Genomic DNA, 22,480 nt, shown 5'->3' on the forward strand with positions numbered 1-22,480 from the left:
ACAATCAACAATCATGGAGGGTCCCGGTTTTTACCGGGACTTTTTTATGGATTATAGCGGAGAGGACGTCTATATAAAAAGTTCCACTATGCTCCTCCTTTCCTGTTTACTGGCTGTTATGACTGCTTTTCCGGCAGATACCGCGAAAACACCGGCAGCAGATAAGCCTGTAGTTTCCGACAGAGAAGATATAATCCCTTGTTTCCTGGAAGAACCTGCCCCCACTTTCCCTGGTGGAGAGGAGGCACTCGCTACCTACCTGAAAAAAAATTTAAAATACCCAGCTGCCGCATTAAAAGCCCAGGTGGGAGGAACCATCTTTGTGCAATTCATAGTTGACCAAACAGGGCTTATCCGGAACGTCCGTACAATTGGGCCTTACAAAGGATATGGCATGGAAGCAGAAGCTGTAAGAGTAGTAAGTAAGATGCCGAAATGGAAGCCCGTTAACATGGTAGGTAAGTATTCAGAGGTATTACTTCATTTACCTATCCGCTTTGTATACCCTCCACACAAACCCAAATAAAAAAGCAGTCCCCGTTAAAGAGAACTGCTTCCTTTTATAATTTTCTGATTAATACACAAACGTACCAGCCGGCGCTACGACAGTTACTTTCTTCTCTTCTGCCGCTTCTACCCTGCCTATGATCTGTGCATCGATGTTAAAGCTTTTGGAAATGGCGATGATATCTGCTGCAATTTCTGCCGGCACATACAATTCCATTCTGTGTCCCATGTTAAACACCTGGTACATTTCTTTCCACGGCGTACCTGATTGTTCCTGGATCAGGCTGAACAAAGGAGGTACCGGGAACAGGTTATCTTTGATCACATGCAGTTTCTCAATAAAATGCAGCACTTTGGTTTGTGCGCCACCGCTGCAATGCACCATACCGTGTATTTGCGGGCGGAATTGCTCCAGCACTTTTTTGATCACGGGTGCATAGGTACGGGTGGGAGATAATACCAGTTTACCTGCATCTACTGCACCAAAACCTTCAATATCTATTTTATCTGTCAGTGATTTCTTACCGCTGAATACCAGTTCAAAAGGAATCTTGGGATCAAAGCTCTCCGGATATTTTTCCGCGATGGCTTTGTTGAATACATCATGACGGGCGCTTGTCAGACCATTACTGCCCATCCCACCGTTGTATTCGGATTCATAGGTAGCCTGTCCGTAAGAAGCCAGACCAACCACTACATCTCCCGCCTGAATACGATCATTGGAAATAACGTCTTCACGTTTCATGCGGCAGGTGACCGTAGAATCCACGATGATGGTACGTACCAGGTCCCCTACATCGGCGGTTTCACCACCGGTGGAATAGATGCTGATACCATGGTTACGCAGTTCTGCAAGAATTTCTTCGGTGCCATTAATGATGGCAGCTATTACTTCACCTGGCAGCAACTGTTTGTTACGGCCAATAGTGGAAGACAACAGGATATTATCGGTAGCGCCTACACAAAGCAGGTCGTCCATGTTCATGATGATAGCATCCTGGGCGATGCCTCTCCATACGCCCAGATCACCGGTTTCTTTCCAATAAATGTAAGCCAGGGATGATTTGGTGCCGGCACCATCTGCGTGCATAATATTACAATATGCATCATCGCCCCCTAAAATATCGGGTACTATTTTGCAGAATGCTTTAGGGAAAAGACCCTTATCAATGTTTTTAATGGCATTATGCACATCTTCCTTGCCTGCTGAAACACCGCGCTTGGCGTAAATATTATTATCCACCGGGAAATAAATAAATATGTAAATAAAAAATAAAGTAACTAAAGATGCTCTTCAGGCTGCAAAAGTAACAGATTCCATGCAGAATGCCCGCCGAATGTGTTAGATTTGCACGGCGTTTTTGATAGTATTGAATTATATGAAGGTTCACAGGGACTTAGACCACTTACCGGAATTCCGAAATGCTGTTATCACAATAGGCACTTTCGATGGAGTACATGCAGGACATAGCTTCATTATCCAGCAACTGGAGCAGGCTGCCATTGATTGTGGCGGGGAAACCGTGATCGTTACCTTTGACCCGCATCCCCGGGAGGTATTGTTACCCAGCCCCAATAACATCAGGCTACTCACCACTTTACCCGAAAAGATAGCTTTACTGGAACTTGCCGGTATAGACCACCTCGTAGTGGTGCCTTTTACCAAAGCATTTTCTGAAATGCCTGCCCGCGGTTACCTGGAAGACTTCCTGGTAGCACGTTTCAAGCCGCACACCATTATCATTGGCTATGATCACCGTTTTGGTCATAACCGGGAAGGCGGACTGGAACTGCTGGAAGCAGAGCAACAGCAATACGGGTTTAAGCTCATAGAAATTCCGCAGCAGGTAGTACATGACCTCACAGTAAGTTCTACCAAAATCCGTAAAAGCCTGCAGGAAGGCGGCTGCAGCCTGGCCAACGAACTACTCGGCTATACTTATTTTTTAACCGGCACCGTAGTGCATGGCGACAAAATGGGCCGTCAGCTGGGCTATCCCACCGCTAATCTGCATTTAAGCGATGAAAGAAAACTGATTCCGGCAGAAGGCATTTATGCGGTTCGGGTTGGACTCAGTGGCCATAAGGAGTTGCTGCCGGCAGTGATGAGCATAGGCTTCCGCCCTACTTTCAATGGCACAGACCTCCGCCTCGAAGTACATCTCTTTGATTTTAATGAAGATCTTTACGGGCAGGAGCTGACCGTATACTTTGTGGAGTATATCCGTTCCAATCTCAAGTTTGATAATGTAGATGCATTGATAGTGCAGATGGATAAGGATTCCGCACAGGCGAAAGAGATATTGGCGAAAGAAGTCTAAATCTTTGTTCCCTCTGCATCCACTATTTTCTTCACCTGGTTCAACATCCTGTAACCTGCTCTCAGCAGGAGAAAGCCACTTATGCTGCTAAGTGTCATAGCTATCCAAAAGTCGACCACGGCAGAAGACGTAAGCATATGTTCCCCTGTACGATAAAATACAGCAGGATCTGTTCCCAGTCTAAAGAGAAAACTCAGCATCAGTACGGCACCTAAAGAGGAACATACGATCGTCCGTATTATTCCTTCCCATAGCGACACACTTGTTTTACGTTGCAGATTCCCGGAGGCTTTCACCCGCATAAACAGGCGGTAGCCAAACCGGCACAGGATAAAGGCAAGCCACAGAAAAGTTAATAAAACGAATGCTCCGCCTATCTTTTTGGCCAGGCTATCCATTTTTTCAAAGTAGTCCGTGAAAAATGCTGTCTTACCAATAGTAAAGACTATTATAACACTGAACAGCAGGCAGAAAAAGGCTAAAATACATTTCAGTACAGCATAGAGGCGTTGCATAGGGAATAATTATAATGCAATAATAATGTATTAATGCATCACCTTGTACATCAGTTCTTTCATCAATTCTCCATCTTCTGCTCCACTATCGTTAATGCCTATACTCCGCAGATTGTATTGATGTAACAGCAGGATTGCCTTCTCGGTGCCTTCAGGGCCATATTGTCTGGCTGCACTCATATAGTCCTTCACGAAAAAGGGGTGTACGCCCAATGCAGCGGCAACATCCTTCTCAGCTCCTTTCACGCTGAAAATGAGGTTTACTTTGGCGAAGAAATTATAGAGAGCGGGCAAGGTCATTTGCATGGGCGCGGCTTTAGGGTTGGCCGCAAAGTAGCTGATGATCTTAAATACCCTGGCGGTATTCTTCTGCCCGAGTGCATTCTGTAATTCAAATACGTTATATTCTTTACTGATCCCTACATACTTTTCAATATCACCTTCATCGATCTTTTTCTGAGCGGGCAGGTTGACCAGCAGCTTATCTATTTCATTGGCAATACGGGACAGGTCATTACCGATATGATCTACCAGCAGGATGGCAGCTTTTTGGGAGATCGCCAGTCCCCGGTTGCTCACATAGGATTCTACCCAGGCAGGCAGCTGGTTGTCATATAATTTTTTGGTAGACAGGAGTACCCCTTTGTCTTTAATGAGTTTGGCCATTTTACTCCGGCCATCGATTTTGCCCTGTTTGTGTGCTACTACAAAAACGGTAGAAGTCAATGGGTTATCGATATAGGTTTCCAGTTTGAGCAGGTCTCGCATGGCCTGTGCTTCTTTGAGCAGTACCACCTGTCTTTCTGCAAACATCGGGTAACGGCGGCAGGCGTTAATTACGGTGCTCCAGTCGGTGTCTTTTCCGTATAACACGGTGAGGTTGAATCCTCTTTCGGATTCCGGCAGCAGTTCATGTTCCGCGTAACTGGTCACCTGGTCAATAAAAAAGTCTTCCTCTCCTTCCAGCCAGTATAGCGACTTAAATTTCTGTTGTTTCCAATCCCTGATGATATCCTGGTAATCCATTGCTTTAGCTTTTGGCAGTTAGCTATTAGCTGGTAGCTTTTAGCCGGTGCTTTTATTTTACGATAATTATATCTTCTTCTTTGAGTACCGGTACACGTTTAAACTTCAGCAGCAGTTGCGCCACCGCCAGCACATCTTTCTGGCAATAGGCGGCAATGCGTTCCAGGTCTTTCTGTTCCCAGTATACTTTAGCGACCATGCTGCCGTCTATATCGTCTTTAGGCGTGTCAATACCCATAACGGCCGTCAGCAGTTTCAGGGAGATATAATGTTTAAAGTCCCCGAAACGCCACAGATGCAGGGTGTCCAGCATGGGAATTTCCCAGGGTTTGAAACCATGCAGCTGTAAAGGCTGCGGCAAAGATAATTGATGGATAACAGACCTCCTGCAAATAAAAGGAATATCAAATTCTTTAATATTATGTCCGGCGAACTGAAACCGGGGGTGTTTCGCATAGAATTTATTAATTAATTCTAAAAAACCAGATAGCACAACTGATTCATCATCATTATAAAACGATTTCAGCCGTAAAGTATATCGGTTATTCTCCAGGCTGAAGAAGCCGGCGGAAATGCACACGATTTTGCCGAATTCAGCGTAGATGCCAGCCCTGTCAGCGTATGCCGAATCCTCATTTCCGGAAACTGGCGCAGTTTTTGCAATTTTGTCCCGCCAGAGTTGTTGCATATCATCAGATAATTGCTCCAAGGTAGGAGCAGCCGGGGTTGTTTCTATGTCCAACAGTAATAATTGATCTAACGCAATATTTGGAAGCACGATTGGAAAACTGTTTTATATCTGTTATAAAATAAGAATATTATAAGTACTTTTGAATAACAATTTTTAACCATATAACAATAAACATAAAACTCACAACTATGACGGAGAACACATTTAACACCCCTGCGCCGGGCTCACCCGGACCAGAAAAACCACGTAGCCGCAATGGTCTAATTTACGGTATTTTAATCGCAGCATTAGCCGGCACGTGGATATATATGTTATACGATAAGAACAAAACCAGCGATCAGATCGTACAAAAAAACACACAGATAGATTCTATCTCTTCTTCACGTGATGCCTTACAACAGGAATATAATGCAGCCAATGCCCGTTTGGATGATCTGATTTCACAGAACACCCGGATGGATAGTCTTGTTAAAACAAAAGATAAGGAAATACAGGATATGAAAGCCAGGATCTCCAGTATCCTGACCAACAAAAATGCTACACAGGCACAGCTGGCAGAAGCCCGTCGTTTGATTGAGCAACTGAAAACCAATATCGAAGGCTACCAGCAAACAATTGAGCGCCTGGAAGGTGAAAAAATTGTACTGGCAGGAGAAAGGGATGTAGCACGTAAAGAACGTGACTCTGTGTCTACTGTTAAGGACAGTCTGAATAAAAAAGTAGACCTGGGTTCTGTATTGCATGCTTCTAATATTAAGCTGCTGCCTATCCGTGTTAAGCACAATGGCAAAGAAGTAGAAACCAGCAAAGCGAAACGTGCAGATATGATGCGTGTAACCTTTGACCTGGATGATAACCGTATTGCTCCAACCGGCGACAAAGAAATTTTTGTAGCAATCACTGCTCCTGATGGTGCGCCATTAGCTGTAGAAGCACTGGGTTCCGGCCGTTTTACACTGGAAGACGGTACTGAAAAGTTATATACTGCCAAGAAAACAGTGGCTTATGTAACTGGTCAGAAACAAACTATCAGCATGGACTGGAAACAGAATTCTGATTTCAAACCAGGCGATTATGCAGTAGAGATCTATCACAATGGCTTTAAAATTGGCCAGGGAAAAGTGACCTTGAAAAAAGGTGGTCTGTTTTAGAGCATAAAGCGAAAAGCATAAAGCAAAAAGCTATTAAAGCGAATGACCAGAGGAAGGATTAACAGTCCGCTCTGGTCATTCGCTTTAATAGCTTTTTGCTTTATGCCTTCAGCTTTACGCTCTTTCTTGATGTTTTTTTCACTTATCTAATTTGTTAATGATTAGTTATTGACAAAAAGATATATATAAAAATAAAATTAAATTAACGTTCTTTGCTACCACAATTAAAGATAGCCGGAGGCCACTGTGTTCCCAGACCAATGCTTGAGAAGAAGAATGTGACAGGCAAATTATAATGCCCGATTAAACCCGCGTTTACAGTAATGGATGACTGATTTCAGTAGCTTGTTATACCTGGAGTCACTGGTCTTATTTTGCGGTAAAACGGTATCAATGCAATGCGATTCTTCCCTTAAACTATCGTCGTTGGGGTGTGCCCTTTTGTTATTTAACGGATAAGATAAGAAGCCCAATTAAAACCGAAGCATGGAAGACATGAGTAAAATAGTGTACGTTGTAGATGATGATGAAATTTTTCATTTCATTATCAAAAAGATGTTGGGGCAGCAAAGCAATCACCTGGTAGTTACCTCTTTCCTTTGCGCAGAAGAAGCGCTGGAACAGCTTTCAAGTGATCCTCAGCCTACATTGCCCTCTCTTATTATTCTGGATATGAATATGCAGCGGATGAACGGATGGGATTTTATTGAAGCATACAGAGGGTTAAAAACATCTCTCAAAAATACAATTCCGATTATCATGTGCTCTTCCTCTGTGGATGTAAGGGATATGCAAAAAGTACAGCATACACCGGAATTGATGGCTTACATCACCAAGCCACTTGATAAAAATAAACTCAAGGTAATAGAGGAATATCTATAAAGAAATTACGAATTTCAAATTACGAATTACGGCTTTGTGAGAAGGTAACAGCGAATGCTCTTCGCGTTTATCATCTTCTTACAAAGCCGTAATTCGTAATTTGAAATTCGTAATTTCTTTTATGCCAGTACTGCGTTACCGTACATTTCTTCACGCAATGTTTTCACACGTTCATCTGCCAGATACTCATCAAAGGTCATCAGTCGATCGATGATACCTTTAGGTGTCAGCTCTATGATACGGGTAGCTACTGATTGCATAAAGGTATGGTCATGTGTGGTGAATAAAACCACGCCTTTATAGTTGATCATGCTTTCGTTGAAAGACTGGATAGATTCCAGATCCAGGTGGTTGGTAGGCTCATCGAGTACCAATACGTTTGGATCCTGCAGCATCATGCGGCTGGTCATGCAACGTACTTTTTCACCACCGCTCAATACGGAAGTTTTCTTCATGATTTCATCTCCACCAAACAACATTTTACCCAGGAAACCACGCAGGAATGGCTCATCCACATCTGTAACGTGTGGTGGTACATACTGACGTAACCAATCCATCAGGTTCAGGTCTTTATTGGTAAAGAACTCAGCGTTATCATTAGGCAGGTAAGCACTGGTAACAGTAGTACCCCACTCAAATTTACCGCTATCCGCCTGCGCTTCGTTGTTGATTACCTGGAAGAAAGTAGTGAGAGCCAGGTGATCTTTAGACAGGAAAGCAATCTTATCTCCCTTGTTAACAGAGAAGGTTACATCTGTAAAGAGTTTGCGACCATCTACCAGTTTTTCCAGCTTTTCTACATTCAGGATCTGGTTACCTACTTCACGCTGTTGCTTGAAGATGATACCCGGATACTTACGGTTAGAAGGCTGAATATCTTCCACCACCAGTTTTTCCAAAGCTTTCTTACGGGAAGTAGCCTGTTTACTTTTGGAGGCATTGGCACTGAATCGGGCGATAAAGTCCATGAGGTCTTTACGCTTATCTTCCATTTTCTTGTTCTTATCAGAAATCTGACGGGCCATCAACTGGGATGATTCGTACCAGAAGGTATAGTTACCACTGAAGATCTGGATCTTGGCACGATCCACATCCGCCACATGCGTACATACAGCATCGAGGAAGTGACGATCATGCGATACAACGATCACGATATTCTGATAGTCAGCCAGGAAGTTTTCCAGCCAGCCAATTGTTTCCACATCCAGGTCATTCGTAGGCTCATCCAGCAACAGTATGTCCGGATTACCGAACAGGGCCTGTGCCAGCAAAACACGCACCTTCAGACTACCGGCAATATCTTTCATCAGTGAACCGTGTACTTCTTCTTTTACACCCAGATCGCTCAACAACACGCCTGCATCACTTTCTGCGGTATAACCACCCATTTCACCATATTCTGCTTCCAGTTCACCGGCACGCATACCATCTTCTTCGGTAAAATCTTCTTTGGCATAAATAGCATCTCTTTCCTGCGCTATTTTCCAAAGCTTGCTATTACCCATTAATACGGCATTCAGTACTGTAACCTCATCAAATCCAAAGTGATTCTGCGAGAGAACGCTCATGCGCTCACCCGGAGTGATTTCCACAGTACCTTTATTCGGTTCTATTTCACCGGACAATATCTTCAGAAAAGTAGACTTCCCTGCTCCATTGGCCCCAATCACACCATAACAGTTCCCTTTTGTGAAATTGAGGTTTACTTCGTCAAACAATACTCTCTTACCAAAAGAGAGCGTTACGTTTTTAACACTGATCATGCTGGCTATGTAAATTTTGAAGCTGCAAAGGTACAGATTTTATGCGGGCTTTCCAAGCAGACAACGATCTTCACATGATAACAAAACAACATACACAACCGACATCAAAATAGCTTTTTATATATTCACAACTCCTTAAGCAGATAATACTGCCTCCTAATCAACAACAGGAGAAGATACCTGCCACAGATCTTGCCCAAAGGGAACGGTTGCGGAACACCATCTCCATAATTTCATAATGTCCACCGTTCAGGAGTATATACTTTCTATGCGTATCTTTAGCGCATAAAAATTAATACAGGATGACAGCATATAACCAGATATTTGAGAACAACAAGGTTTGGGTAGCTTCCAAATTAGCCACAGATGCGGCGTTTTTCGACAAGATGGCGGATTCTCAGAAACCAGCCTATCTGTATATTGGTTGCAGCGACAGTCGTGTTCCCACCAATGAAATCATGGGACTGGAAGCAGGAGAAGTATTTGTTCACCGTAATATTGCTAATCTTGTACCCAACACCGATCTCAATGTAATGGGCGTGATCAACTACGCAGTGGTACACCTGGAAGTAAAACACATCATTGTTTGCGGACATTACAACTGCGGTGGCGTGAAATCCGCGATGCAGGCCAAAGACCTCGGTATTCTGAATCCCTGGCTGCGCAACATCCGCGATGTTTACCGTCTTCATATGGATGAATTAAATGCCATAACGGATGAGCATACACGCTATAATCGCCTGGTTGAACTCAATACCCAGGAACAATGTATTAACGTCATCAAAACTGCCGCCGTACAAAAATCTTATGTAGAGAAAGGTTATCCAACGGTTCACGGCTGGGTATACGATCTGAAAAATGGTATGCTGAAAGACCTGGAAATAGACTTTGAAGGCGTACTGCATGAAATTCAAAAAATTTATGACTTAACAGGCTCTGGCCTGATGCAAAAAGACGGTGAATAATCATGGGTCCTATTGGCGTGTTTGACTCCGGCTACGGCGGATTAACGGTACTGAAAGAAATCGTAAGAGAACTCCCGGCATACGACTATATCTACCTGGGAGACAATGCCCGCGCACCTTATGGGAATCGCGGCTTTGATACCATTCACGCCTATACGCTGGAATGTGTACAAAAATTATTTGACCTGGGCTGCCCGCTGGTGATTATTGCCTGCAATACCGCCTCGGCAAAAGCACTCCGCACTATTCAGCAAAAAGATCTTCCCCATATAGCACCGGATAACAGGGTGCTGGGTGTTATACGTCCTACCTCTGAAATGGTAGGTACTATCACACAAACCGGGGAAGTAGGGATTCTTGCTACCAATGGTACGGTATCATCTGAATCTTATCCACTGGAAATTCATAAATTTTTTCCGCACGTAAAAACCTATCAGCTGGCCTGCCCGATGTGGGTGCCCCTGATCGAAAACAATGAGCACGAAAGTGACGGCGCGGATTATTTTGTGAAAGAATACCTGGAGAAAATATTGTCGGAATCTGCAGATATAGATACGCTGGTATTGGGTTGTACCCATTATCCCCTGCTGATGAAAAAAATCAAACAGTTTTTACCAGGTGGTATTACATTACTATCTCAGGGCAAAATTGTAGCACATAGCCTGAAAGATTATCTGAAACGCCATCCAGAAATGGAGAGCAGACTGAGTAAACAGCAACAACAGCAATTTTATACCACAGATGATCCGGCTATTTTTGACAGGATGGCGGAGATATTTTTCGGAAAAACAGTCACCTCAAAAAAGATGTTGACAAAGTAATATTAACATAGCTATAAAAAGGAAAGGCCGGAATTACTTCCGGCCTTTCCTTTTTATATACTCGTGCTTATTTTCCTTCCAGCTTTAGCAGAAAGGCATAATCCAATGCCACTTCATGCAATGCTTTGAACCTTCCGGAAGCGCCACCATGACCGGCTTCCATATTGGTATGCAATAACAATAAGTTGTGATCTGTTTTCAGCTCTCTTAATTTAGCCACCCATTTTGCCGGTTCCCAGTACTGCACTTGTGAGTCGTGCAAGCCGGTAGTTACCAGCATATTCGGATAGGCTTTAGCCGTTACATTATCGTAAGGAGAATACGACTTCATATAGTCGTATGAATCCTTATTTTTTGGATTGCCCCATTCATCGAATTCACCGGTCGTTAATGGAATGGTTTCATCCAGCATGGTAGTAACCACATCTACAAAAGGCACCTGCGCCACGATACCGTGAAATAGCTGTGGCTCCATATTCACTACTGCACCCATCAGCAGGCCACCGGCACTGCCTCCCATAGCATACAAGTGCGCGCTATCAGTATAACGCTGTTCTATCAGGTAATGCGCGCAGGCGATGAAGTCGGTGAAAGTGTTTTTCTTCTTAAACATCTTACCATCTTCATACCACTGCCGGCCCATTTCCTGGCCACCACGAATATGCGCGATCGCAAAGGCGAAACCACGGTCCAGCAAGCTTAACAGGCCGGAGTCGAAAGTTGCATCCATGCTATGGCCATAAGAACCGTAGCCATATAACAGCAGAGGACATTTCCCGTTTTTCTCAAATGTTTTCCTGTACACAATAGACACCGGAATCCTGGTGCCATCTGTTGCAGTAGCAAAGAGTCTTTCAGTAGCATAGTCTTTGGGATCATAACCACCCAACACTTCCTGTTGCCGCTTCAATTCACTTTTACCTGTTTCGAGGTTATAGTCATATACAGAATTGGGCGTAATCATGGAAGTATAGTTATACCGCAACTCTTTACTATCCATTTCCGGATTATTACCTACAGAAGCAGTATAGGCTGCTTCTGAAAAAGGCAGGTATTTATCAGTATGCGTTTTATCATTGATCACCCGGATCAGCGTTAAGCCCCCTTTTCTTTCTTCCAATACGGTGAAGTCCTTAAATAGTTGAAGGCCCTCCAGTAATACATCCGGACGATTGGGGATCAGCTCTTTCCAGTTCTGCCGGGAAGTCTTATCCAGCGGGGATTCCATCAAACGAAAATTGAGTGCATCCCAGTTGGTAACGATGTAAAATTTATCATCGCGATGATCGATGCTATAGAGCATTTCTTTTTCGCGGGGCTGAAATACACGGAATGCATCATTTGGTTTGGCAGCATCGAGGATGCGGCTTTCAGACGACAATGTACTTTCGCTGTTGATAACGATATACTTTCCTGATTTGGTTTTCGACACGCTGACATCAAAGGTTTCATCTGCTTCGTGATACACTTCTTTGTCTGCCGCCGTTCCCAGCGTATGCCGCATGATCCGGTCGCCACGAAGCGTAACAGTATCTTTGCGGGTATAAAACAGGGTTTTATTATCACTGGCCCAGGTACTGGCTGCTGTTGTTTCCGGGATTACATCGGTGAGTACCTCGTTTGTTTCCAGGTTCTTAATATGAATGGCATAACGTCTGCGGCTTACCGTATCTATTCCGTAGGCCAGCAAGGTGGCATCCGGGCTCACACTCATACCGCCTACATGGCAATATGGATGTCCTGCAGCCAGGTCATTTACATTGAGTATTACCTGTTCAGCAGCTTCCAGGCTGCCTTTTTTACGGCAGTATACCGGGTATTCTTTGCCTGCTTCAAAACGGGTATAATAATAGTAGCCGTTTTTCAGATAGGGCACGCTCATGTCTGTTTCTTTGATGCGTGACTTCATCTCCTCAAAAAGCTTTTCCCGCAATTTTTTCTCCGGCGACAGGATAGTGTCCAGGTAAGCATTTTCCGCGTTGAGCCATGCCAGCACTTTAGGGTTTTCGCGGTCATTCATCCAGTAATAATTGTCGATGCGCTTATCACCGTGGATACTGAATTCTTTAGCTATCTTTTCTGCCACAGGAGGTTTAATATCAGCCTGATCATTCATAGTATTCTTCTTTTCATTACAAGACAAAAGGACCGTTCCCAAAAGCAACAAAATATTACCCTGGAAGTTCTTAAACATAGGAGATAGTTTTAAATAGTATGGATAAATTTAAGAAAATTACGAATTAAGAATTACGAATTACGGGATAATGCAGGAGATCATCCCGTAATTCGTAATTCTTAACTCGTAATTTTCTTCATGTTCACCGGATCCCAATTTACCAGTTTCTTACTAAAGTAACTCTCATTGGTGAGCAATGCGGGTCCTGCGGCCCGAAGGCCAAATACGGCGTCTTCCACTACTGCTTTGCCGGTGCGCATAGATTCAAAGAAGTTGGTGAAGTGTTCCAGTCTGTCGTCATAGCCTTTAGGGGCTGCGTAAGCACTGGATGTTTCTATTGCGTTTCTTTTATCTGCGGGGTATTTGGCGTTATATTCCTTTACGTAGGCAGCCTGCTGGGCTTTCGTAAAAGTATTGTAAGTATCCCAACCGCCATAGCCGGGAGCTTCAGGCAGTTTATGTTTCTTTATTTTAAAATCGTTCCAGCCGAGTTCCAGCACACCTTCCGTACCAATGAGGCGGGTATATTCCCCTCCACCGCTGCCATCTGCAAAATTAACGCGCAGTGTCATCTGAAAGGAAGGATGTTCTTTTGTTTCGGGGTAGTCGAAAATAGCGACGACGGTATCTGGTACATCGCGGCCATCTTTCCACTGTACCAGGTTGCCGCTGGCGTAGATGGTAGTAGGACCGAGGGATCCGGTGATGAAGTGCAGACCGGAGATGAGGTGTACGAAGAGATCGCCGGGGATACCGGTGCCATAGGCCTGGTAGTTGCGCCAGCGGAAGAAGCGTACCGGATCAAAAGGTAATTTGGCTGTGTCTTTCAGGAAGGTATCAAAGTCGATGGTAGCAGGAGAAGCATCCGGCGGAATGGAATACTGCCAGGCTCCCAATGCGCTATGGCGATCCATCCTGGCTTCTACCACGTTGAGCTGGCCTATTTCGCCGGCCTGGTAACGTTTACGGGCCTCCGCTAATGCAATACTGCTCACGCGCTGACTGCCCACCTGGAAAACAGCTTTCGTACGTTTTTGTGCAGCAATTACTTTATGTCCTTCTTCTATCTGCTGAACCATTGGTTTTTCGCAGTATACGGCCTTACCAGCCTCCATGGCTGCAATGGCAATAGTATCATGCCAGTGATCCGGCGTAGCTACAATAATAGCATCTATATCTTTTCTTTTCAGTAGTTCGCGGTAATCGCGGGTGGTATATACTTGTGGACCAAATACATCTTTTACGCGGGTAAGGTGGCCATCATACAGGTCGGCGGCACCCACGAATTCTACACCGGGTACTTTCACTGCGGTTTCCACATCTCCAAATCCCATGATTCCCATGCCTACGCAGGCAATGCGTATTTTATCGTTGGGAGAAATTCTTTTTTCGGGTTGTAACAGCTGCACATGTTCGGATTCTTTTGCCATGGCCGCCAGCTGGCCAATTCCCAGCAGCGCTGCCGTGCTGCCGATGTGTTTGATAAACCTTCTGCGTGATTGTTCTGACATATAGTGTTATTTAAAACAGGTTGCGTGGAAAAAACACATGATAGTAAAAAAATTTAGAAAGATAAATTTCCTGGGATGAGCGGAGTGTAGATATATGTCTTGTCCGGGATTATACTGAATTAGATGATTTCCCGGATTTTTCCTGGTGCAGGGAAATAAAAAAAAGCGAAGACAAAAGTGGATAACTCCACCTTCATCTTCGCTTTTAAATAAAATATAGTGTTGTTATTTCTCAGAAGAAAAACCTGCACCGATAAACTCTCTGTTAAGACGAGCGATATTGGTGAGAGAAATTTCTTTCGGACATTCTGCTTCGCAGGCGCCGGTGTTGGTACAGCTACCAAAACCTTCCTTATCCATTTGTGCCACCATGTTGAGGGCACGGGATTGTTTTTCAGGATGGCCCTGTGGCAGCAATGCCAGCTGGGATACTTTAGCAGATACAAACAGCATCGCTGAAGAGTTTTTACAAGCCGCTACGCAGGCGCCACAACCGATACAGGCTGCCGCAGCAAATGCGAGATCTGCTTTGGTTTTATCTACCGGTAAACAGTTTGCATCCTGTGCGTTACCTGTATTCACAGAGATATAACCACCCGCTTCAATGATACGGTCAAACGCAGATCTGTCAACTGTCAGATCTTTTACTACCGGGAATGCACCCGCTCTCCATGGTTCTACTGTGATAGTATCACCATCTTTGAAAGCGCGCATGTGCAACTGGCAGGTAGTGGTTCCATCCCATGGGCCGTGAGCACGGCCATTGATATGCATGGAGCATGCGCCACAAATACCTTCACGGCAATCGTGATCAAATGCTACTGGTTCTTTGCCTTCGTTGATCAGCTCTTCATTCACCACATCAAACATTTCCAGGAAAGACATTTCAGAAGAAATGTTTTTAGCCTGTAATGTTTCAAAGTTACCCTGAGCATTTTTGTTTTTCTGCCTCCACACTTTTAATGTGAGGTTCATGTTATAATGTTCCATATACCTTGGACAATTATTTGATTTATAATCCTGGTCAGCTGTTAAGCAGCCGGCCAATAACCATTATTTGTAGCTACGTTGTGTAGGTTTACATTCTACGAATTCCAGCGGTTCCTTGTGCAGTTCGTACTGGCCTTCGCCTTTGTATTCCCATGCAGATACATAGCTGAAATTCACGTCGTCACGTTGTGCTTCCCCTTCATCGGTTTGTGATTCTTCGCGGAAGTGGCCACCACAGGATTCGCGGCGGTCCAGTGCATCGAGACACATCAATTCGCCCAGTTCCAGGAAGTCGGCCACACGACCGGCTTTCTCCAGCTCAGGGTTAAATTCATTTGCTTCACCGGGAACACGTACGTTACTCCAGAATTCTGCACGCAGCGCTTTGATTTCTTCGATCGCCTCTCTCAGACCTTTTTCATTACGCGCCATACCGCATTTATCCCACATGATCTTACCGAGTCTTTTGTGGAAGAAATCAACGGATTTGGTGCCCTTGATCGTCATGAATTTATTGATCGTTGCTTTTACTTTATTTTCTGCTTCCACAAATGCAGGGTGATCTGTAGGGATCGCCTTGGTACGGATTTCATCTGCCAGGTAGTTACCGACAGTGTAAGGAATCACGAAGTAACCATCTGCCAGCCCCTGCATCAGTGCAGATGCGCCGAGGCGGTTAGCACCGTGATCAGAGAAGTTAGCTTCTCCCAGGGAATATAAACCAGGAACGGTAGTACCCAGTTCATAATCCACCCAGAGTCCACCCATGGTGTAGTGCACTGCAGGATAAATACGCATTGGTAATTCGTAAGGATTTTCACCGGTGATTTTGGCATACATGTCAAACAGGTTACCATATTTCTCGGCTACTACTTCTTTACCCAGTTTAATGATTTCTTCTTTGGATACGTTGCCCATCTGGCGTTTACCTACTTCGATGCTGCCATAACGTTCGATAGCTGCGGCGAAGTCGAGGTATACCGCCTGTTTGGAAGTACCTACACCATAGCCGGCATCACATCTTTCTTTAGCTGCACGGGAAGCCACGTCACGGGGAACGAGGTTACCGAAGGCAGGATATCTTCTTTCCAGGTAATAATCCCTTTCTTCTTCAGGAATATCGCTGGCTTTACGGGTATCGTTTTGTTTTTTAGGAACCCAGATACGACCATCATTACGCAGTGATTCTGACATGAGGGTCAGTTTAGACTGGTGATCGCCGGAAACCGGGATACAGGTAGGGTGGATCTGTGTGAAGCACGGGTTAGCGAAGTAAGCACCGCTTTTGGTGGCTTTCCATGCTGCTGTTACGTTAGAGCCCATGGCGTTGGTAGACAGGTAGAATACGTTACCATAACCACCGCTGCAGATCAGTACCGCATGACCGAAATGGCGCTCCAGTTCACCGGTAACCAGATCACGTGCAATGATACCACGTGCTTTACCATCAATTTTCACGATGTCCAGCATTTCGTGGCGATTGTACATCTTCACGTTGCCCAATGCTACCTGGCGCTCCAGTGCAGAGTATGCACCGAGCAGCAGCTGCTGGCCGGTTTGACCTGCGGCATAAAAAGTACGTTGTACCTGTGTACCACCGAAAGAGCGGTTACTTAACAGGCCACCGTATTCACGTGCAAAGGGAACACCCTGTGCCACGCATTGATCTATAATATTACCGCTCACTTCAGCCAGACGATGTACGTTGGCTTCGCGGGCGCGGTAGTCACCACCTTTTACTGTGTCGTAGAATAAACGGAAAACAGAGTCACCATCATTCTGATAATTTTTTGCCGCATTGATACCACCCTGGGCAGCAATACTGTGTGCGCGGCGCGGACTATCCTGAAAGCAGAATGCTTTTACTTTATATCCCAACTCACCTAATGAAGCCGCTGCGGAAGCGCCGGCCAAACCGGTACCAATGATGATCACTTCCAGATTGCGCTTATTGGCAGGGTTCACCAATTTACAATGTCCTTTGTAGTCTTCCCATTTGGAATTTAATGGTCCGGCAGGAATTTTTGCGTCAAACATATATCCTTACTTTACAGAATTATTTGAAATAAATATAAACGGGTATGATAGCAAAACCAATAGGGATCGCTATTCCAAACAGCCAAACACCAATAAAGCTGATTAAACCGTTGTATTTTTTATGATTTAAACCAAAGGTCTGACAGGCGCTTTTAAAGCCATGGATCAGGTGGAAGGATAAACCGATCATACCTATCACATACAATGCAACCAACCAGCCATTTTTGAAAGTCTCATAAGATAAGGCATACAGGTCTTTCAGCGGTTCAACGCTTCCTTCATAGGTACGGGTGGGTAATTGGCCGTAGTGAAATTGTCCCCAGAAGTTAACCAGGTGGATGACGATGAAGATAAGGAGAATGCTTCCCATGATAGCCATCTGACGGCTGAACCAGGAAGATGTCTGGTTACCCGGATTAACGGCGTATTTCACCGGACGGGCTGCTCTGTTGCTGAATGTGAGCTGCAGCGCAATGAATGCGTGCAATACGATCACAATTTTCAGCCCCCAGGCTATAAACTGAATCAGGCTGTTGTGTCCCATGAACGCAGCGTATGCGTTAAAGGCTTTGCCTTCATCGTTGTACAACAGCTGGAAATTACCTGCCAGATGTACGATAACAAAACTGCAAAGAAACAAGCCGGTAGCACCTACCAATAACTTCTTACCGATAGAGGTATTAAAGAACTGTGACCACTTCATAAGTAAAAATCTAAGCTTCCTAGTATAAAAAGATGATTGAAATGTCGGGCAAATTTAACGCAGGAAAAATAAAAAAAAATGATATTTATCAGGTTTCACAATGCATAAACTGCCGGTTAAATATATTAAGGCATGGTTATCAGGCATTCACGCATGATATCTTTCATTTTGTAATGAAAATTAATATTATTCCAAACGCTTCAGCATGATGTTATCCACCATGTTAAACAGATGCAAAGGCTGATATGTTCGCCATTTATCATCATCTAACAGATGAACATAATAGTGTAAACGGGATCTTTCAAACTCTTCGCGTGTTTGTACCGGCATATTAAGACTAACGATCCAGCCGCCATCATCGCGGATATCTTCCCACCACTCTTCATAATAGCAATCGTCTGAAGAATGGAAATTCATGACATTTTCGGTGATGAGAATAAATTTAGTGATGCCCTGGGCGATGAGTGTATCAATAATATTTCGTTTCATCGTCATGATATCATTGTCTATGGCATCATTCCATTCCCCCAGTAATTCTATAATGGCAAAATTGAATTGGTAGTCCGTAAACAGGATTTTCATGTATAAGTTGCGTGAACCAAATTCATCCCATTGTGGATGTATATAATAGTTATATACCGAATTGGAATATTCGAATTCACTATATTCCCTTCCATAAAAAGGAGAATACTCATCTTCTTCTGCGGTGTATAAGTGCCGCCAGTTGTAATATGGCTCTATGTTATGCATACCTGGTTTATCGATGATGCAAAGGTCTGGTTAAATCATTTTTTCACAAAATCGTCTACTGCTTTTTTTACGCTGCCCGCTTTCAGCAATAGTTCCTGGGCCTGTTGATAGTCGGTAAGTGACAACTGTTCCATCAGCATTTTCACGCCGCGGTCCACCAGCTTTTCGTTGCTGAGTTGCATATTCACCATTTTATTGTCTTCCACCCTGCCCAACTGTATCATTACCGCGGTGGAGAGCATGTTCAGCACCAGCTTCTGCGCAGTGCCACTTTTCAGCCGGGTGCTGCCGGTAACAAACTCCGGGCCTACCACTACCTCCACCGGGAAATCGGCGGCAGCAGATACCGGTGTATCGGGATTACAGCTAATGCTGCCGGTAACAATACCATGACGGCGACACTCATCCAGTGCCCCTATTACATAAGGCGTGGTACCGCTGGCAGCGATACCTACTACCACATCTTTATCTGTTATATCATGTGCCTGTAAATCTATCCATCCCTGTCTACGGTCGTCTTCCGCAAACTCCACCGCTTTACGTATAGCCGTGTCACCACCGGCAATCAATCCTACTACCAATCCCTGTGGCACACCAAAGGTAGGCGGGCACTCAGAGGCATCTACCACCCCCAAACGGCCACTGGTACCTGCTCCTATATAAAACAGCCGTCCACCTGCCAGCATTTTATCTGCCACGGCGGCAACCAGTTTTTCTATCTGTGGAATCGCTTTTGCAACGGCCAACGGCACCGTTTGATCTTCCTTGTTCATATCAACGAGCAACTCCGTTACACTCATCTTTTCCAGATGATTATAGTGAGATACCTGTTCCGTTACTTTTATAAATGACATATTTATCTGTTGAAAATGATTAACGATGAAATTCCAGCAAGCCGTCCATAGGGGTCCGCAGCACTTTGCCCATGGGCAGTTCATAGAGTTCGCACAGCTCAGTGAGGATATCGCGGAAATGCCAGGCAATGCCACCGGTGAAGTGCAGGGCGGTTGTCCAGCTTTCGCGGTATTTATAGATGTGGTTAAAGAAGAAGTCGTTCAGGCCGTCTTCCAGGATATTCTGGATCATGAAATGTTCACGGTTTTCCGACAGGAACTCTGCAAACCCCGCCAGATAGCGGTTGGCTAACGGTTTCCGGTATACGTTTTCCAGTATTTCGTCTTTAGTGGTATGGTACTTATAATCAAAACGGGCGAGCAGATCGTCATCAAAACTATTATAAAGGTAATACTGCAGCACCTTACGGCCCAGATAAGCGCCGCTGCCCTCATCTCCCAAAATATAACCCAGGCCCGGATTATTCTTCACAATCTCCTTTCCATTATAATAGCAGGAATTGGAACCGGTGCCCAAAATGCTCGCTACTCCTTCCTGGTGGCCGCAAAGTGAGCGGGCCGCTCCCATCAGGTCGTGCTGCACATCTGACTCGGCATCCGGCCATACTGCCTTTATAGCATCAGATACCAGTTGCAGATTTTTAGGCTGTGACAGGCCTGTTCCATAAAAGTACACGGCGGTAACATGACTGCCAGCGGGCAACTGTGGTGCCAGCTCTGTGTCCAGGATCGCTTTTATCTGTTCTGCAGATTGAAAGTAGGGACTTACACCCTGCGTTTTCAAAATAAGTGGCTGATCTGCGCCCAGCACGCCCCATTCGGTCTTTGTAGATCCGCTGTCTGCTATCAACTTTATTCCAGCACCCATATCCGGTAATTTATGAAATTAAAGAATCCTAAAAGTTTGCACCTGATTTATGCTATTTTTGTCACAATTTAAACAAAAGGGTTTCATATAAACAAATAGCTCCCCTTAACTTTAAATGATGATGATACATGTATGCGGCAGATTGCTTTCCGCCAGGTGCTAATACTACATGGATAAAGATTGGTCATATAAATAGCGGGATAATAATCTGATTATGTCTAACAGGAAGTTGAATGTTTTTTTACCTCTTCTCTTTGCAGTTGTATTAGCCCTGGGAATGTTCCTCGGTCATAAAATGCCTGGATCGAACAACGGAGGAGCCACTGTGTTTTTCAATAAACCCAATAGAGGGCCCTTACAGGAAGTAATGGACCTGATCAAAGCGAAATATGTAGATTCTCTCAATACAGATGATTTACAACAGGAAGCCATAGAAGGCGTACTGGCTCATCTGGATCCCCACTCCATTTATATTCCCCCGGCAGAACTGCAAAGGGTGAATGAAGATATGGAAGGCAATTTTGAAGGCATCGGCGTAGAATTCAATATCACCGCGGATACCGTAAACGTAGTGAGTGTACTGAGTGGCGGCCCGTCTGAAAACGCTGGTGTACAAACCGGCGATAAAATACTGAAGGTCAACGACAGCCTGGTAGCTGGTAACAGCGTTACCCCGGACAAAATCCGCAAATTACTGCGCGGCCCTGCCGGTTCTGTGGTAAATACCCTGATATTAAGACAGCAAAAACAAATAAAGGTCCCTATTAAAAGAGGCGTTATTCCTTTATATAGCGTGGATGCCAGCTACATGGCAGCACCGGAAGTAGGATATATCAAAATCAGTAAGTTTTCTGCCACCACCTATGATGAGTTTATGAAAGCCATCGTAGCACTGAATAAACAAGGCATGAAAAAACTGATCATTGACCTGAGACAAAACCCCGGCGGCTACCTCGACGCAGCCACCCGCATTGCGGATGAACTGCTGGAAGATCAGAAACTGATTGTATACACCAAGGGTAAAGACTTCCCACGGACCGACTACAAAACCAAGCGCCCCGGCATGTTTGAAAGGGGTGCACTCGCAGTACTCACCGATGAAGGTTCTGCCTCCGCCAGTGAAATTCTCGCCGGCGCTGTACAGGACTGGGATCGTGGCACCATTATAGGCCGCCGTACATTTGGTAAAGGACTGGTACAGGAACAATATGATCTTGACAACGGCGGTGCACTGCGTCTCACCGTTGCCCGTTATTATATTCCTTCCGGCAGAAGTATTCAGAAACCATATGGCAAAGGACATGACGACTATGATGATGATATTGCAGAACGCTACCATCATGGAGAACTGGTGAACAAAGACAGTATCAAAATTACAGATACCGTTCCTTATAAAACGGCCGCAGGCCGCCGCGTATACGGTGGCGGTGGTATTACACCGGATATTTTTATTCCGTTCGATACTTCCCGCTTCTCACCTACCCTCACTGCTATTTATACCCGCAATACGTTCAGCAACTTTGCTTACCAGTATTATACTGCTCACAAAGATGTATTTACACCGTATAAAGATGCCGCTGCCTTTGCCAAAAACTTCCAGCTTGGCAATGAAGTGATCAGCGATTTCAAGGTATATGCTAAAAAGGACAGTGTTCCCGGACTGGATCATATAAGCTCCCGTGATGAAATGGAGATCCGTACCCGTCTTAAAGCGATGCTGGCCCGTCAGCTGTACAGAACAGAAGGGTTTTATGAAACAATCAACGCAGAAGATCCAATGGTGAAGAAAGCGCTGGAAATAGTGGAGAAAGAGAAATAACGGAGGGGATCGCCTTCGGCGATTGTCTTTGGACAGGATTAAGTTGATTATACTGATTTAATTGAGTTTTGTTATAAAGATTAGGGGAGATAAAAGCGGATGATGCTTTTATCTCCCCTAATCTTTTGTG

Annotated in this window: 20 protein-coding genes; 7 read left to right on the top strand and 13 right to left on the bottom strand. The window is 44.7% G+C overall.

Features of this window, described 5'->3' with window-relative positions:
- Nucleotides 1-13: 13 nt before the first annotated feature.
- The gene (locus tag AB4Z08_RS02960; RefSeq protein WP_441572281.1) at nucleotides 14-526 is read left to right on the top strand and encodes a TonB family protein; all 513 of its coding nucleotides are present in this window, start codon (nucleotides 14-16) and stop codon (nucleotides 524-526) included.
- Between the two features lie 48 nt (nucleotides 527-574).
- On the opposite strand, the gene AB4Z08_RS02965 is transcribed toward AB4Z08_RS02960, so the two are convergent.
- Complete coding sequence (locus tag AB4Z08_RS02965) at nucleotides 575-1,750, bottom strand: AIR synthase related protein (RefSeq protein WP_441572282.1); 1,176 nt, start codon at nucleotides 1,748-1,750, stop codon at nucleotides 575-577.
- Between the two features lie 136 nt (nucleotides 1,751-1,886).
- Between AB4Z08_RS02965 and AB4Z08_RS02970 the strand changes: the two genes are divergently transcribed.
- The gene (locus tag AB4Z08_RS02970) at nucleotides 1,887-2,828 is read left to right on the top strand and encodes a bifunctional riboflavin kinase/FAD synthetase (protein WP_441572283.1); all 942 of its coding nucleotides are present in this window, start codon (nucleotides 1,887-1,889) and stop codon (nucleotides 2,826-2,828) included.
- On the opposite strand, the gene AB4Z08_RS02975 is transcribed toward AB4Z08_RS02970, so the two are convergent.
- Genes AB4Z08_RS02975 through AB4Z08_RS02985 form a run of 3 tightly spaced genes read right to left on the bottom strand, consistent with a single transcriptional unit; the run spans nucleotide 2,825 to nucleotide 5,111 of the window.
- Nucleotides 2,825-3,343, bottom strand: a complete 519-nt coding sequence (locus AB4Z08_RS02975) for a hypothetical protein (RefSeq protein ID WP_441572284.1) — start codon at nucleotides 3,341-3,343, stop codon at nucleotides 2,825-2,827. The two genes, AB4Z08_RS02970 and AB4Z08_RS02975, sit on opposite strands and share 4 nt — an antisense overlap.
- A gap of 30 nt (nucleotides 3,344-3,373) precedes the next feature.
- Nucleotides 3,374-4,369 carry a DNA polymerase III subunit delta gene (holA, locus tag AB4Z08_RS02980; RefSeq protein ID WP_441572285.1) on the bottom strand — a complete coding sequence of 332 codons (996 nt, stop codon included), beginning with the start codon at nucleotides 4,367-4,369 and terminating at the stop codon, nucleotides 3,374-3,376.
- A gap of 52 nt (nucleotides 4,370-4,421) precedes the next feature.
- Nucleotides 4,422-5,111, bottom strand: a complete 690-nt coding sequence (locus tag AB4Z08_RS02985; RefSeq protein WP_441572286.1) for a ribonuclease H-like domain-containing protein — start codon at nucleotides 5,109-5,111, stop codon at nucleotides 4,422-4,424.
- 137 nt (nucleotides 5,112-5,248) lie between these two features.
- Between AB4Z08_RS02985 and AB4Z08_RS02990 the strand changes: the two genes are divergently transcribed.
- Together AB4Z08_RS02990 and AB4Z08_RS02995 are read left to right on the top strand one after the other, a co-directional pair.
- Nucleotides 5,249-6,211 (top strand): hypothetical protein, encoded by a 963-nt coding sequence (locus AB4Z08_RS02990; RefSeq protein ID WP_441572287.1) that lies wholly within the window; start codon nucleotides 5,249-5,251, stop codon nucleotides 6,209-6,211.
- A 495-nt stretch (nucleotides 6,212-6,706) separates the two neighbouring features.
- Entirely contained in the window at nucleotides 6,707-7,093 is a 387-nt protein-coding gene (locus AB4Z08_RS02995; RefSeq protein WP_441572288.1) for a response regulator, read from the top strand.
- A gap of 119 nt (nucleotides 7,094-7,212) precedes the next feature.
- Here the strand turns inward: AB4Z08_RS02995 and AB4Z08_RS03000 are convergent, their stop codons facing one another.
- Entirely contained in the window at nucleotides 7,213-8,856 is a 1,644-nt protein-coding gene (locus tag AB4Z08_RS03000) for an ABC-F family ATP-binding cassette domain-containing protein (protein ID WP_441572289.1), read from the bottom strand.
- 302 nt (nucleotides 8,857-9,158) lie between these two features.
- Between AB4Z08_RS03000 and AB4Z08_RS03005 the strand changes: the two genes are divergently transcribed.
- Nucleotides 9,159-9,821, top strand: coding sequence for a carbonic anhydrase (locus AB4Z08_RS03005; protein WP_441572290.1), 663 nt, complete (start codon nucleotides 9,159-9,161; stop codon nucleotides 9,819-9,821).
- 2 nt (nucleotides 9,822-9,823) lie between these two features.
- Complete coding sequence (gene murI, locus AB4Z08_RS03010) at nucleotides 9,824-10,642, top strand: glutamate racemase (protein WP_441572291.1); 819 nt, start codon at nucleotides 9,824-9,826, stop codon at nucleotides 10,640-10,642.
- A 67-nt stretch (nucleotides 10,643-10,709) separates the two neighbouring features.
- Here murI and AB4Z08_RS03015 read toward each other — a convergent pair whose 3' ends face one another.
- The 8 genes from AB4Z08_RS03015 to AB4Z08_RS03050 all read right to left on the bottom strand — a co-directional run bounded on the left by AB4Z08_RS03015 (nucleotide 10,710) and on the right by AB4Z08_RS03050 (nucleotide 20,531).
- Complete coding sequence (locus tag AB4Z08_RS03015; protein ID WP_441572292.1) at nucleotides 10,710-12,758, bottom strand: S9 family peptidase; 2,049 nt, start codon at nucleotides 12,756-12,758, stop codon at nucleotides 10,710-10,712.
- A 179-nt stretch (nucleotides 12,759-12,937) separates the two neighbouring features.
- Nucleotides 12,938-14,329 (bottom strand): Gfo/Idh/MocA family protein, encoded by a 1,392-nt coding sequence (locus AB4Z08_RS03020; protein WP_441572293.1) that lies wholly within the window; start codon nucleotides 14,327-14,329, stop codon nucleotides 12,938-12,940.
- Between the two features lie 225 nt (nucleotides 14,330-14,554).
- A complete protein-coding gene (locus tag AB4Z08_RS03025) occupies nucleotides 14,555-15,319 on the bottom strand; it encodes a succinate dehydrogenase/fumarate reductase iron-sulfur subunit (protein ID WP_133810154.1) in 765 nt (254 codons plus the stop codon).
- 63 nt (nucleotides 15,320-15,382) lie between these two features.
- Complete coding sequence (locus AB4Z08_RS03030; protein ID WP_441572294.1) at nucleotides 15,383-17,356, bottom strand: fumarate reductase/succinate dehydrogenase flavoprotein subunit; 1,974 nt, start codon at nucleotides 17,354-17,356, stop codon at nucleotides 15,383-15,385.
- Nucleotides 17,357-17,375: 19 nt separating this feature from the next.
- Complete coding sequence (locus AB4Z08_RS03035; protein ID WP_441572295.1) at nucleotides 17,376-18,059, bottom strand: succinate dehydrogenase cytochrome b subunit; 684 nt, start codon at nucleotides 18,057-18,059, stop codon at nucleotides 17,376-17,378.
- A 186-nt stretch (nucleotides 18,060-18,245) separates the two neighbouring features.
- Complete coding sequence (locus AB4Z08_RS03040; RefSeq protein WP_441572296.1) at nucleotides 18,246-18,809, bottom strand: hypothetical protein; 564 nt, start codon at nucleotides 18,807-18,809, stop codon at nucleotides 18,246-18,248.
- A gap of 35 nt (nucleotides 18,810-18,844) precedes the next feature.
- The gene (gene murQ / locus AB4Z08_RS03045; RefSeq protein ID WP_441572297.1) at nucleotides 18,845-19,663 is read right to left on the bottom strand and encodes an N-acetylmuramic acid 6-phosphate etherase; all 819 of its coding nucleotides are present in this window, start codon (nucleotides 19,661-19,663) and stop codon (nucleotides 18,845-18,847) included.
- 19 nt (nucleotides 19,664-19,682) lie between these two features.
- The gene (locus tag AB4Z08_RS03050; protein ID WP_441572298.1) at nucleotides 19,683-20,531 is read right to left on the bottom strand and encodes a BadF/BadG/BcrA/BcrD ATPase family protein; all 849 of its coding nucleotides are present in this window, start codon (nucleotides 20,529-20,531) and stop codon (nucleotides 19,683-19,685) included.
- A 214-nt stretch (nucleotides 20,532-20,745) separates the two neighbouring features.
- Here AB4Z08_RS03050 and AB4Z08_RS03055 point away from each other — a divergent pair, with 214 nt between their 5' ends.
- Nucleotides 20,746-22,350 carry a S41 family peptidase gene (locus AB4Z08_RS03055; RefSeq protein WP_441572299.1) on the top strand — a complete coding sequence of 535 codons (1,605 nt, stop codon included), beginning with the start codon at nucleotides 20,746-20,748 and terminating at the stop codon, nucleotides 22,348-22,350.
- Nucleotides 22,351-22,480 lie beyond the last annotated feature (130 nt).

The sequence above is a fragment of the Chitinophaga sp. RAB17 genome (assembly GCF_052114225.1).
In the GTDB taxonomy this organism is placed as follows: Bacteria; Bacteroidota; Bacteroidia; order Chitinophagales; family Chitinophagaceae; genus Chitinophaga.

Excerpts from the sequence above, each read along its gene's own strand:
- AB4Z08_RS02960 (WP_441572281.1), top strand. The coding sequence starts at position 14 with ATGGAGGGTCCCGGTTTTTACCGGGACTTTTTTATGGATTATAGCGGA.
- AB4Z08_RS02970 (WP_441572283.1), top strand. The coding sequence starts at position 1,887 with ATGAAGGTTCACAGGGACTTAGACCACTTACCGGAATTCCGAAATGCT.
- AB4Z08_RS02975 (WP_441572284.1), bottom strand. The coding sequence starts at position 3,343 with ATGCAACGCCTCTATGCTGTACTGAAATGTATTTTAGCCTTTTTCTGC.
- holA (WP_441572285.1), bottom strand. The coding sequence starts at position 4,369 with ATGGATTACCAGGATATCATCAGGGATTGGAAACAACAGAAATTTAAG.
- AB4Z08_RS02990 (WP_441572287.1), top strand. The coding sequence starts at position 5,249 with ATGACGGAGAACACATTTAACACCCCTGCGCCGGGCTCACCCGGACCA.
- AB4Z08_RS02995 (WP_441572288.1), top strand. The coding sequence starts at position 6,707 with ATGAGTAAAATAGTGTACGTTGTAGATGATGATGAAATTTTTCATTTC.
- AB4Z08_RS03000 (WP_441572289.1), bottom strand. The coding sequence starts at position 8,856 with ATGATCAGTGTTAAAAACGTAACGCTCTCTTTTGGTAAGAGAGTATTG.
- AB4Z08_RS03005 (WP_441572290.1), top strand. The coding sequence starts at position 9,159 with ATGACAGCATATAACCAGATATTTGAGAACAACAAGGTTTGGGTAGCT.
- murI (WP_441572291.1), top strand. The coding sequence starts at position 9,824 with ATGGGTCCTATTGGCGTGTTTGACTCCGGCTACGGCGGATTAACGGTA.
- AB4Z08_RS03015 (WP_441572292.1), bottom strand. The coding sequence starts at position 12,758 with ATGAATGATCAGGCTGATATTAAACCTCCTGTGGCAGAAAAGATAGCT.
- AB4Z08_RS03020 (WP_441572293.1), bottom strand. The coding sequence starts at position 14,329 with ATGTCAGAACAATCACGCAGAAGGTTTATCAAACACATCGGCAGCACG.
- AB4Z08_RS03025 (WP_133810154.1), bottom strand. The coding sequence starts at position 15,319 with ATGGAACATTATAACATGAACCTCACATTAAAAGTGTGGAGGCAGAAA.
- AB4Z08_RS03030 (WP_441572294.1), bottom strand. The coding sequence starts at position 17,356 with ATGTTTGACGCAAAAATTCCTGCCGGACCATTAAATTCCAAATGGGAA.
- AB4Z08_RS03035 (WP_441572295.1), bottom strand. The coding sequence starts at position 18,059 with ATGAAGTGGTCACAGTTCTTTAATACCTCTATCGGTAAGAAGTTATTG.
- AB4Z08_RS03040 (WP_441572296.1), bottom strand. The coding sequence starts at position 18,809 with ATGCATAACATAGAGCCATATTACAACTGGCGGCACTTATACACCGCA.
- murQ (WP_441572297.1), bottom strand. The coding sequence starts at position 19,663 with ATGTCATTTATAAAAGTAACGGAACAGGTATCTCACTATAATCATCTG.
- AB4Z08_RS03050 (WP_441572298.1), bottom strand. The coding sequence starts at position 20,531 with ATGGGTGCTGGAATAAAGTTGATAGCAGACAGCGGATCTACAAAGACC.
- AB4Z08_RS03055 (WP_441572299.1), top strand. The coding sequence starts at position 20,746 with ATGTCTAACAGGAAGTTGAATGTTTTTTTACCTCTTCTCTTTGCAGTT.